The sequence below is a fragment of the Microbispora hainanensis genome (genome assembly GCF_006874475.1).
GTDB lineage: Bacteria > Actinomycetota > Actinomycetes > Streptosporangiales > Streptosporangiaceae > Microbispora > Microbispora hainanensis.
Window position 1 is genome coordinate 301965 of record NZ_VIRM01000001.1, and the last position, 11002, is coordinate 312966.

The following is an 11002-nucleotide window of genomic DNA, read 5'->3' on the forward strand; positions in this document are numbered from 1 at the left end:
ATTGGCCGGGTGAAGATCACCCGGTGCGCCGCCCTGTTCCTCACGCTGTGCCTCGCCGTCGTGACGGCCTGCGGCAGCACGCCACGCGCGGGCACGCCCCCCACCCCGGCGCCGGGGAGCCCTGCGCCCGCCGGCGCCGTCATCGTGGACAAGGACCAGGCGCTCACGTCCAGGGAATACTCGGCGCAAGCCCTGTTCGACGCCATAGCCGCGCAGGGTTCGCCCAAGCCGGGTTCGCCTGGGCCGGATCAGGAAGGACCCGACCCCGCGTCTTCGGAGTCTTCGCAGTCTTCGCAGTCGGAGGAGCCGGGCCTGATGGGCTGGGTGCTGAAAGAAGGCGAGCCCATCCCGGTGCCCAACCCCGGCACGGGAGGTGCGAACCCGCGTCTGCTGTCGGCGCTGCTCACCGACTTCGGCCCGGCGCACGAGTCGGATGTGACTCCGGGGGCGGTGGTCGGCCTCCCGGCCCCCACGGGCGCCGCGTCGCTGTTCATCGGGCTCCGGGTGATGGGCAGCCCCCTGCGCGGGCCGTCCTTGTGCGAGAAGTGGACCTCGGGGACGTGGCTCACCGCGCTGCGGAACTTCGACCAGCGGGGCGTGTGGATCGCGGCGACGCAGCTGAAGGCGCGTCAGCGCGCCGATCCGCTGGTGTTCGGCGAGTCCGTCATCACCGGGCCTGCCGAGATGCTGGACCACCTGGCGGACACCAGCGGTGTGGAGTCGTGCCGGAAGCTGAAGGGAGGCCGGGCCGGCACCGGAGCGGTGGAGCTGTTCGCCGTGCCGCCGCTGGGCACCAGGTCCTTCGCCTTCCGCATCACCGGCAACCGGAAAGCCCCCGTGTGGAACTGGGTCGAGGTGGTGCGGACGCCGCGTTACGTGCTGGAGGTGCGGATTCCGAACCAGTTCCCCGCGCCGCGCACCGACCCCGCCGTACTGCTGCCGCGCATCGCCGAGGCCGCGTACGCCAGGGCCGAGGCGGCGCTGGGCTGACGCCTTCCAGGCCTTGCCGAGGCCCGTGCCCGTGCGTCGTTCGCCTACGCTGTGGCTGGTGTTGCACAACAGTGATGAAGAGACCGCGCGAGAGGCGGCGGGGGGCACCGGCCTGCTCGGCCGGCCGGGCAGCCATCCGCGCGTGATCGTGCGCCGGATCACGGCGCAGGACGAGGACGAGTTCATCGAACTGGTGCATGCAAGCATTGACCTCCACCATCCGTGGATGTCCCTGCCCACCACGAGCGAGGAGTTCAGGGCCTACCTGGCCCGATTCGACGATCCCCGGTCCGCCGAGGGCCTGCTGGTCTGCGTACGGCAGACCGGTGAGATCGCGGGGAACATCAACATCAACAGCATCATCCGGGGACGCTTCCAATGCGGCTCCCTCGGATACGCGGCGTTCGCGCCCTCCGCCGGCCAGGGGTACATGTCCGAAGGTCTCGGCCTGGTGCTGCGTCACGCCTTCGAGGAGTTGCGGCTCCACCGGCTGGAGGCCAACGTCCAGCCGGGCAACCACGCCTCCCGAAGGCTGCTCGAACGGCACGGTTTCCGCCGTGAGGGGTATTCGCCGGAGATGCTGTTCATCGACGGCGCCTGGCGGGACCACGAACGGTGGGCCGTCACCTCCACGATGATGGGCATCGTCCCGGAGAGCCCGCACCCGACGCTGCCCGCTCGCTGACCGCAGGCCGGCGATAGGTGCTAGTGCTGGGCCGCGAGCCACTCGTCGAAGGTGGTCGGCGCGATGCGGGCGCCTTCACCGGGCAGCAGCACGTCGCCGGCCATCGCCGGGCCGAAGAGACCCGACCAGGTCGGCACGAGCTTGACCGTACGGCCGCGTGCCGCGTGGGTGCGCCGGGCCATGTCGACGAGGTCCTGCGGCTCGGGGCCGGCCACATCGGTGTAGCGGCCCTGCGGGTCGCCCACCGCGATCTCGGCGAGCACCTCGGCCACGTCGGCGGGCGCGATCGGCTGGACCAGCAGCGGCGCGATCGTGGCGACGCCGTCCTGCTCCATCCATCCCGCCACCATCTCGGCGAAGTCGTGGAACTGCGCGGCCGGCACGATCGTCCACGGCACGGAACCGGCGGACACCAGGCGCTCCTGCTCCCGCTTGCCGGAGTAGTGAGCGTTGCCCTCCACCTTGTGGATGCCGATGATCGAGAGCAGCACGTGGTGGCGGACGCCCGCCCGCTCCTCGGCGGCCAGCAGGTTCCTGGTGGTCGTGCCGAAGTACGCTACAGACTCGTCCCGGTCGGTCGCGTTCGAACTGATCGCGTCCACGACCGCCTCGACGCCGTCGAGGGCCTTGTCGAGCCCCTCGCCCGTCATCAGGTCCACGCCGAGTGAGCGGCTGATCCGTACGACGTCGTGCCCGTCCCGTTCGAGGGCGGCGACGGTGAGCCTGCCGATGTTCCCGGTGGCCCCGGCGACTGCGATACGCATGGTGTTCTCCTTCGCTAGACGCCCCGGATGCTATCTCGGACAAAATAGATCCGCAATCTCTCCAATACACTGGAGGGCATGAAGCTGCCTGCGAGCACCGAGTGGGTGTTGCACTGCGCCGCCACGCTGGCGCAGCTGGAGCCGGGAGCGACCGCGTCGGCGGCGCAGCTCGCGGACTACTTCGACGTTCCGGCGCCCTACCTGGCCAAGCAGTTGCAGGCGCTCGTCAAAGCCGGTGTGCTGGCCGCGATGACAGGCCCGCGGGGCGGCTTCCGGCTGGCGCGGGCGGCTTCCGACATCACGTTGCTGCAGATCGTCGAGGCGGTCGACGGCGCCTCCTCGCCGTACGAGTGCCGCGAGATCCGCCAGCAGGGGCGGGGGGCTCTGCCGCCCGAGGACTGCCAGAGCGTCTGCATCATCGCCGAGAAGATGGCCGAGGCGCACCGGGCGTGGCGCACCAGCCTCGCGGCGGTCACGCTCGCCGACATCCTCGACGGGCTGCCCGAATGGGCGCCCGCCCGCACCCGGTCACGCCTGTCGGCCACACGCTGACCCGGCGGGAAATCGCCTCGTGCTGTCTCACCCGGACGCGCGTTCGGGCCGTTCCGGGCGGTGGTGCCGCGACCCGGGCGGAGTATCGTGGCAAGAGGTCCGGCGCCGCCACGGTGCAGTCGGGTGCCGAACGGCGTGCGGGCGCAGGGGGGCGTCATGACCACCGCCACGCCATCCGTCACGCGCAGGTCCATCGCCAGCGTGAATCCGTACAACGACGAGGTCCTCGCCGAGTTTCCCGCGATGACCGACGAGGAGGCCGGCCGGGCCGTCGCGGCGGCTCACCAGGCCTTCCAGGAGTGGAGGTCACTCGCCCCGGCAGAACGGGCCGCCGTGGTCGGCCAGGCGGCCTCTCTCATGCGCGAACGCCGGGAGGAACTCGCCCGCACGGTGACGCTGGAGATGGGCAAGCTCATCGGCGAGAGCCGCGGAGAGGTGGACCTGTCGGCAGACATCCTGAGCTACTACGCCAAGCACGGGCCCGCTTTCCTCGCCGACCGCCCGCTTCCCGTCGAGGAAGGGAATGCCGTGGTGGCCAACCGGCCGCTCGGCGCGCTCTTCGGGATCATGCCGTGGAACTACCCGCTCTATCAGGTCGCCCGCTTCGCGGCGCCGAACCTGGTCGCCGGCAACACGATCCTGCTCAAGCACGCGAGCAACTGCCCGCAGTCGGCGCTCGCGTTGGAGCGGCTGTTCCAGGAGGCCGGCGCGCCGCCCGGCGTCTACGTCAACCTGTTCCTGCCGTCGGCGCGAGTGGGCACTGTGATCGACAATCCCCTGGTCCAGGGGGTCTCCCTCACCGGCAGTGATCGTGCGGGCGCCAGCGCGGCCGAAAGGGCGGGACGCAACATCGAGAAGACCGTGCTCGAACTCGGGGGGAGCGATCCGTTCATCGTGCTCGACGCCGAGGACTTCGACCGGACCGTGGAGGCCGCGGCGGTCGGCCGGCTGTCCAACATGGGGCAGAGTTGTGTGAGCGCCAAGCGGATGATCCTCCTGCCGCACGTCTACCGCCGCTTTGTCGAGGAACTGCGCCGCAGGTTCGAGGCGCTCGTCCCGGGTGACCCGCTGGACCCGGACACCACGCTGGGCCCGCTGTCCTCAGAGCAGGCCGCCGCAAACCTCGTGAGCCAGGTACGCGACACGGTGGCGCAGGGGGCGACCCTGGTGACCGGCGGCGACCGGATCGGCCGGCCCGGCGCCTTCGTCCAGCCGACGATCCTGACGGACGTCAGGCCGGGCATGCGGGCGTACCGCGAGGAACTGTTCGGGCCGGTGGCGGTGATCTACCAGGTGGCCGACGAGAACGAGGCCGTGGCGCTGGCGAACGACACACCGTACGGCCTCGGCGGCGCGGTCTTCTGCAGGGACCTCGACCGGGCGCGGCGGGTGGCGGAGCGGCTCGACGCGGGAATGGTCTGGATCAACCATCCAACCTCCTCCCACCCCGCCCTGCCGTTCGGCGGTATCAAATGCTCGGGATATGGGAGAGAACTGGCGGATCTCGGCATCGAGGAGTTCGTCAACAAGAAGCTGATCCGAACCTTCCCGACGACCGTACCGATCGGCTTCGCCACGGGATGAGCCGTCAGCTGCCGGCGAGGAGCTCGACCACGGGGGCGAGGGCGTCGGCGAAGAAGCCGCTGACGGTGATGTAGGACAGGCCCAGCTCGTCGCGGCGGCGCAGCAGCGTGTCGGCCATCTCGCGGGGCGAGCCGCGGAGGATGGCGGCGGCCTCCGCCGACGGGGTCCTGAGCCCCTCGGGCACCCACGGGGGCGGCTCGTCGCCGATCTGGAGCAGGTTCATGCTCAGCTCGATGTCGTCGAACCTCGCCCCGGCCGCCTCCCGCAGCGTGCCGACGGGCCCGCGCAGGCCCTCTTCCGTCGTGTCGGCCTGTACGGCGAGCGCCACGATGTCGGCCTCCTCCGCGGCCAGGGCCAGCATGCGGGGACGGGCTCCCGCGATCATGATCGGCGGCCCCTGGCGCTGCACGGTGTTCCTGCTGCCGGCGAAGGCAGTCCGCACTTCGCCGATCACCGTACGGACCAGCGCGACGCGTTCGGCCGCCGTGCCGTACGGCATGCCGAGCGCCCGGGCGTCCTCCTCGGCGGCGGGCCGCCCGGCCCCCACGCCGACCTCAAGACGTCCGCCGGACAGGAAGTCGAGCCCGGCGAGCTCGTGCGCGAGCTGCGGCGGGTTGCGGTAGGGCGCGGCCAGGACGAACGTGCCCACGCGCAGCGTCGTCGTGACGGTGGCCGCGGCGGTCATCGCGAGCAGCGGCGGCAGCGTCCCCAGCGTGTCGGGGACGAGCAGGGTCGAGTAGCCGAGGTCCTCGGCATGGCGGGCCGTCGCCGTCCACGCGGCGGCGTCGGGGGCCATGCCTGCGACGACCCCGAAACGGAATTCCTTGCTCATGCCGCCGATCCTCGCCGTTCAGGACGGTGCCGTCGTCCTCCCATCGGAGGCGGGTTCCGTACTCCGGGAGGCGTATCAGACGGTCTCGAGCGCGGCCGCGCGCTCCAGCCGTGCCGTACGGGCGGAGCGCACGCTGTCCCAGGTGAACACGCTCAACGCGAGCCAGACGACCACGAACCCGGCCCACCGGCTGACGGGCATGGTCTCGTGGACGATCAGCACCCCGCACAGGAACTGCAGCACCGGGGCGATGTACTGGAGCAGGCCGATGACGGTGAGCGGAACCCGCAGCGCGGAGGCCGTGAAGAGCATCAGCGGCACCGCGGTGATGAGACCGGACAGCGCCAGCAGCAGCGCGTGGCCGAGACCGTGGTCGCCGAAGGTCCCGGTGCCGTTCGTCTGGAGGACGATCAGGTAGCCCAGGGCCGGCACCAGCAGCACGAGCGTCTCGATGGTCAGGCTCTCCGCGCTGCCCACCCCCGCCGCCTTCTTGATCAGGCCGTACGTGCCGAAGCTGACAGCGAGCACGAGGGCGATCCACGGGAGGCGCCCGTAGTCGAGCGTCAGGATGAGGACCGCGACGGTGCCCAGCCCGACGGCGATCCACTGCCACCGGCGCAGCCGCTCCCGGAAGATCAGCACTCCGAACAGCACGCTGACCAGGGGATTGATGAAGTAGCCGAGTGCGCTTTCCACCACATGGCCGGTGTTGACGGCGTAGATGTAGACGCCCCAGTTGACCGAGACCGTGACGGCCGCGAGCGCGAGGAGGATCAGCTGGCGGCGCGTGATGGCGCGGATCCACGACCAGTGGCGGCGTACGGCGAGGACCGCGACCACCACGACCAGCGACCACACCATCCGGTGGGCGAGGATCTCCACGGCGCCGGAGGGCTTGAGCAGAGGCCAGTAGAGAGGGAACAGGCCCCACATCGTGTAGGCGGCGACGCCATACAGGACACCACGGCGCGTATCAGGCATGAAGCCCATCTTTGCCGCTTACCTGGATTCAGCACAAATAAGGGTCTCTACGTGTGAGATTTAGAGACGCTTACGTGGGGAACAAGGTCGCCCGCTGTCTGGTTGGGGATGGCAGAACGGAAGGAAGGGTACGAGATGGGCTGGCTCTTCGGCACAGACAAGACGACGATGGTGGACCCCGCGGAGGCGCTGCCGGGCCGGGCCGAGGTCATGCCGGTGGCCACCCGCCACCAGGTCCTCGGCGCGCCGCTGGCTCCGCCGTACCCCGAGGGCACGGAGATCGCCGAGTTCGGGCTGGGCTGCTTCTGGGGCGCCGAGCGCAAGTTCTGGCAGACCCCCGGAGTCGTCTCGACCGCCGTGGGCTATGCGGGCGGCTACACGCCGAACCCGACGTACGAGGAGGTCTGCACGGGCCGGACCGGGCACGCCGAGGTCGTCCGGGTGGTCTTCGACCCGGCGGAGGTGTCGTACGAGGAACTCCTGAAGGTGTTCTGGGAGGCCCACGACCCCACGCAGGGCATGCGCCAGGGCAACGACGTCGGCACGCAGTATCGGTCGGCCATCTACACCCACGGCCCCGAGCAGGCCAAGGCGGCCGTGACGTCCCGGGACGCGTACCAGGAGGTGCTCACCAAGGCCGGGTACGGCGAGATCACCACCGAGATCGCCCCCGCCGGCGAGTTCTACTTCGCCGAGGATTATCACCAGCAATATCTCTTTAAGGTGCCGAACGGCTACTGCGGCATCGGCGGCACCGGCGTGACCTGCCCCGTCGGCTTGACCACCGGCGAGGTGTGACCTTTTGGAACACAGCTGGCCCGGAGCCCGAGCTGCCCCGGGCCGGCACAGTCGCTCTCAGCGGGTTGCGATCAGTTGCCGCGCCACGCGGCTGTCCGGGGCGGTTCCGCTGATTACACTCGATACATGAGCGTGATGCGCGAGGAACTCCACCACCTGGTTGATCGGCTGCCAGAGGAGAAGGTGGCTCCTCTGCTCAGGCTCGTCCGCGATCAGCTCGAAGAGCCGCCTGTGGTGCGCGACCTGCCGTTCATCGGCATGCTCGAAGCCGAGCCGGATTTCGCGGAACGCTCGGAGGAGATTCTCCGCGCGGAGGACAATCACTCTTTGTGATCATCATCGACTCGGGTCCGTTGGTTGCGGCCGTGAACGTCCGGGACCGCCATCATCAGGCCTGTGCCCGACTTCTGCGGACTCATCCGGGGCCCTTGCTCGTCCCCGCGACCGTGGCTACCGAGGTATGCCAGCTCGTCGAGAAACGGCAGGGCAGCAAAGCGGACGCGGCGTTTCTACGCTCTTTCGGAGCAGGTCTGACCTTGGTGGATCTCACAGAACGTGATCTGCAGCGTATGGGCGACCTGGTGGAGACGTACGCGAGTCTCCCACTCGGGGCGGTTGATGCCTCTGTGATCGCGATCGCTGAGCGACTCGGTGTCACGGAAGTGGCAACGCTCGACCGCCGCCACTTCACCGTTGTCCGTCCCCAGCACACCGGTGCACTCATGCTGCTGCCGGAGCGGCTCCGAGCGCTGTCCCGTCCTGCGGCCCTGAGCGGTGTGATTCCGCGGCCGAAGCGGCACTGGCGCGAGCTTGCGATTTGTTGCCTGAAGCGGAGCACTACCACCAGCAATACCTTTTTAAGGTGCCGAACGGCTACTGCGGCATCGGCGGCACGGGCGTGAGCTGCCCCGTCGGCCTGACCACCGGCGAGAGCTGATCAGTCGCCCGGCAGGATGGTGAGTCGTTGCCCCTTGGGAAGGTGACGAGGGGCAACGACGAGATAGTCCCGCTGATCCAGCGTGGCGACTTCGCGAAGGTCGAAGCATTCGGCCAGGGCTATCAAGCAGGCGTCGACGGCCTGAAGCCGGAGCGAAGCGTAGGCCGAGAGCAGTTCGGACATCCGCCGGTAGTCGTGAGGAGTCACCTCGATCACGCGAAGTTCGTCGTCGGCGATGGCGTGCGAGGACGGCGGGCCGGAGTGCGGCGATGCGAGTCGACCTCGACACCGGGAGCAGCCGCCCGGGAACTGGGCGACAGGTCGCTCGCCGAAGCGTGCACCGCGGTCAACCGCTGGCCGGGACGGGACGTTGATCGGACGCTCTCGCGGCCCCTAGGATTGCGGCCGTGACGTTCACGTTCTTCTTCCACCTCCGCTAGCCGCCGTCGGCGAAGCGAGGACCTGCCCGTCGCCGACGAGGCGGGACGGCGGTGTGCCGTCCCGGGCCGACGCGGAAGAAGAACGGTCACGATGCGCGTACGCGCTGTCGCTCTCACCGCTCCGCGTCCCAGCGCTCTCGCCGTCCCATGACGGCGGCGAGCCTGGTGGCGCGGTGCGTCCACGGGCTTGAGCCGACGGTCGCCGCAGAGGTACTGCGGCGCGGGCTCGGCGTCATTACTCACATCGGGCATCGCGAGGTGCACTTCCGGGTGGCGCGGTCGCCCGCGCCGCCCGGCCTCATAGGGGACCTGCGCACGGCGGACGACGTGTTCCTGCTGGCCGCGCAGGGTTCCGACGTCGGCGTGTCGCGGAAGGGAGCCGCCGCGCTCGCGGGCCTCGCGGGGGTCGCCGACCTCGCCGTCCTGGCACGGCTGCGCCGCCACTACGGCGGCCTGGGCGCGATCACCGGCGTTGAGGTGTCAGCGTCGTTCCTCGGCAGGCGCAACTTCACGAGGTACGACGTGGAGGACGCGGTCGGGCACGCCCTGGCTGCCCGCCTGGGGGTCGGTTACCACTCACGGCGCGGCGGCGCGCCGCCCCCGGGTCACAGCGGCTGGCGTGTCACCCTCGACGGTGAGCGGGCCACGCTGCTGCTGCGGATCGCCGAGCGCCCCCTGCATCGGCGGGCGTACAAGCGGCGGTCCGTCCCGGGGACCCTGCACCCCCCGCTCGCCGCCGCCATGGTGGCCATGGCAGGCATTGAACCCGGCGACACGGTCCTGGATCCCTGCTGCGGCGCTGGGACGCTGCTGATCGAAGCTGTGCGGCAGCGGCCGGGCATCCGCGCCCACGGGTTCGACCTGGCCTGGCAGGCGGTGGCGGCCGCGCGGGAGAACGCCGCGGGGCTGCCCGTCGCCGTCACCTTGGCCGACGCCGGCCGCCTGCCGGTGCCGGACGGCGTCGCCGACCGCGTGCTGGCCAACCCGCCCTGGGGCGGACAGGTCGCCCCGGGCGGTCTGCTGGCGGCGTCCGCCGGACGCTGGTGGGCGGAGCTGCGCCGGGTGCTCGCGCCCGGCGGGACCGCAGTGGTCCTGCTTCCCGGCGTCGGCGAGCTGCCGCTCGGCATCAGTCAGGGCCTCACGCCCGTGCACCTGCAACGCGTACGGGTCGCCGGGGCGGAGTCGTTCCTCGTCCGGTGGACGGCGCCCCGGCTGGGGTGAGCGGGGCTTTCCGCCGGGAGTGGATGCTTGTCTACTCCCGGCGGAGGGGCGGGCGGCGGGCCCACCCATGCCCGGGGTGGTGACGATGAGGCCGTCCTCACGGAGTTTGGCGGTCACCGTGCGTATGGTCACGCGGGCGACGCCGAACTCGCTTTTCATCTGGACCTCGGAGATGAGGTAGGAGGGCGGATACTCCCAGGACCTTGGCTCGCGATGCCTGAGGTCACAAGCGGAGGCCGCGTCCGGTACGCCGTCGACGACGGGATGCGCACTGTGTGGGTGATCTAGGTTTCGCCTCGCTATCCGAAAGACACGGACGCATGATCAAGCTGACGCGCTGCGCTCGAAGGTTCTGCGGTGTGGGCGGCACCGGTGTGAGCTGCCGCGTCGGCCTGACCACCGGCGAGAGCTGATCAGTCGCCCGGCAGGATGGTGAGTCGTTGCCCCTTGGGAAGGTGACGAGCACCGGATCGGAGAGCAGGTGACAGATCTCTGTCACCGCGAGCGACGGTACGACGAGTCTGGTCCAGTTTTACGCGAGAAAACGGACGCAGCGAGCGTGGTCCTTGTCGGCCCTGTTGAATGCCGCGACGAGAGCCCGTGTCGCAGAGGATCACGCGGTGATCGCTCCGTCGGACTCCTCGTGGTGACGATAGGTGAGGTACCGGTCATGGTGGACGCCGAGGTCTGCCGGCCCTTGTAGCGCGCCGACCAGCGCGGCGAGATGCCGAGGAAGCGCAGGCGCGTCGAGGGGCTCCTCGATGTAGGCCCAGCCTTCGTTGTCCAAGTCCATGCTGCGAAGTGTAGGGGCCGACCTGCTCGCAGCCAGTGAGATGTCACAGAGGTGGTGAGGGACTTATTGCCTGAGATGAATCGCTACCACCAGCAATACCTTTTTAAGGTGCGGAACGGCTACTGCGGCATCGGCGGCACGGGAGTCGCCTGTCCGATCGGCCTGACCACCGGTGAGGCCTGACCTGCGGTAACTGATTGATCCTGGCCCTAGGGCGTGTATTTGGTTGTGATCAAGGGGTGGCCTGGGTGAGGTCTTTAATCCAGATCATCGCGGCGCGGAGGTGGAGGCCGGCGAGGTAGCTCGCAGGGGTTTTGTCGTAGCGGGTGGCGATGCCTCGCCAGGCCTTCAGCTTGTTGATCAGGCGCTCGACGGTGTTGCGTTCCTTGTACAGGTCGGCGTCGTGGCGGACGGGCCGGCCGCCT

General features: G+C 69.8%; 12 protein-coding genes and 4 pseudogenes. 10 read left to right on the top strand and 6 right to left on the bottom strand.

The genetic code is table 11. The annotated features are described in order from the left end of the window. Positions 1-9: 9 nt before the first annotated feature. Both FLX08_RS01440 and FLX08_RS01445 read left to right on the top strand, forming a co-directional pair. Positions 10-990 (top strand): hypothetical protein, encoded by a 981-nt coding sequence (locus FLX08_RS01440; protein ID WP_142616277.1) that lies wholly within the window; start codon positions 10-12, stop codon positions 988-990. A gap of 58 nt (positions 991-1048) precedes the next feature. Further along, a complete protein-coding gene (locus FLX08_RS01445) occupies positions 1049-1675 on the top strand; it encodes a GNAT family N-acetyltransferase (protein ID WP_244312192.1) in 627 nt (208 codons plus the stop codon). 20 nt (positions 1676-1695) lie between these two features. On the opposite strand, the gene FLX08_RS01450 is transcribed toward FLX08_RS01445, so the two are convergent. Continuing rightward, the gene (locus FLX08_RS01450; RefSeq protein WP_142616279.1) at positions 1696-2439 is read right to left on the bottom strand and encodes an SDR family oxidoreductase; all 744 of its coding nucleotides are present in this window, start codon (positions 2437-2439) and stop codon (positions 1696-1698) included. Positions 2440-2517: 78 nt separating this feature from the next. On the opposite strand from FLX08_RS01450, the gene FLX08_RS01455 reads away from it, so the two are divergent. Beyond that, the gene (locus FLX08_RS01455) at positions 2518-2991 is read left to right on the top strand and encodes an RrF2 family transcriptional regulator (RefSeq protein WP_142616281.1); all 474 of its coding nucleotides are present in this window, start codon (positions 2518-2520) and stop codon (positions 2989-2991) included. Positions 2992-3147: 156 nt separating this feature from the next. Then, on the top strand, positions 3148-4575 hold the full coding sequence (locus tag FLX08_RS01460; protein ID WP_142616283.1) for an NAD-dependent succinate-semialdehyde dehydrogenase: 1428 nt from the start codon (positions 3148-3150) through the stop codon (positions 4573-4575). 4 nt (positions 4576-4579) lie between these two features. Here FLX08_RS01460 and FLX08_RS01465 read toward each other — a convergent pair whose 3' ends face one another. Continuing rightward, positions 4580-5407 (bottom strand): TIGR03621 family F420-dependent LLM class oxidoreductase, encoded by an 828-nt coding sequence (locus FLX08_RS01465; protein ID WP_142616284.1) that lies wholly within the window; start codon positions 5405-5407, stop codon positions 4580-4582. 75 nt (positions 5408-5482) lie between these two features. After that, positions 5483-6388 carry an EamA family transporter RarD gene (rarD, locus tag FLX08_RS01470; RefSeq protein ID WP_142616288.1) on the bottom strand — a complete coding sequence of 302 codons (906 nt, stop codon included), beginning with the start codon at positions 6386-6388 and terminating at the stop codon, positions 5483-5485. A gap of 135 nt (positions 6389-6523) precedes the next feature. Here rarD and msrA point away from each other — a divergent pair, with 135 nt between their 5' ends. The 4 genes and pseudogenes from msrA to FLX08_RS41830 form a co-directional block, all read left to right on the top strand. Further along, positions 6524-7186 (top strand): peptide-methionine (S)-S-oxide reductase MsrA, encoded by a 663-nt coding sequence (gene msrA, locus FLX08_RS01475; protein WP_142616290.1) that lies wholly within the window; start codon positions 6524-6526, stop codon positions 7184-7186. A 126-nt stretch (positions 7187-7312) separates the two neighbouring features. After that, the gene (locus tag FLX08_RS01480; RefSeq protein WP_139579074.1) at positions 7313-7519 is read left to right on the top strand and encodes a hypothetical protein; all 207 of its coding nucleotides are present in this window, start codon (positions 7313-7315) and stop codon (positions 7517-7519) included. Next, positions 7516-7863: pseudogene (locus tag FLX08_RS41825) on the top strand (type II toxin-antitoxin system VapC family toxin); the annotation flags it as partial. The gene FLX08_RS01480 and the pseudogene FLX08_RS41825, both read left to right, overlap by 4 nt. Positions 7864-8015: 152 nt before the next feature. Further along, positions 8016-8123 (top strand): annotated as a pseudogene (locus FLX08_RS41830) (peptide-methionine (S)-S-oxide reductase MsrA); the annotation flags it as partial. On the opposite strand, the gene FLX08_RS01495 reads toward FLX08_RS41830, so the two are convergent. Then, the gene (locus tag FLX08_RS01495) at positions 8124-8339 is read right to left on the bottom strand and encodes a hypothetical protein (protein WP_142616294.1); all 216 of its coding nucleotides are present in this window, start codon (positions 8337-8339) and stop codon (positions 8124-8126) included. It abuts the pseudogene before it with no gap. Positions 8340-8710: 371 nt separating this feature from the next. On the opposite strand from FLX08_RS01495, the gene FLX08_RS01500 reads away from it, so the two are divergent. After that, a complete protein-coding gene (locus FLX08_RS01500) occupies positions 8711-9784 on the top strand; it encodes a TRM11 family SAM-dependent methyltransferase (protein WP_142616296.1) in 1074 nt (357 codons plus the stop codon). Positions 9785-10397: 613 nt separating this feature from the next. Here the strand turns inward: FLX08_RS01500 and FLX08_RS40325 are convergent. Then, positions 10398-10577, bottom strand: a complete 180-nt coding sequence (locus tag FLX08_RS40325) for a hypothetical protein (protein WP_167530235.1) — start codon at positions 10575-10577, stop codon at positions 10398-10400. A gap of 84 nt (positions 10578-10661) precedes the next feature. Between FLX08_RS40325 and FLX08_RS01515 the strand changes: the two are divergent. After that, positions 10662-10760: pseudogene (locus FLX08_RS01515) on the top strand (peptide-methionine (S)-S-oxide reductase MsrA); the annotation flags it as partial. 49 nt (positions 10761-10809) lie between these two features. Here the strand turns inward: FLX08_RS01515 and FLX08_RS01520 are convergent. Next, positions 10810-11002 (bottom strand): annotated as a pseudogene (locus FLX08_RS01520) (hypothetical protein); the annotation flags it as partial.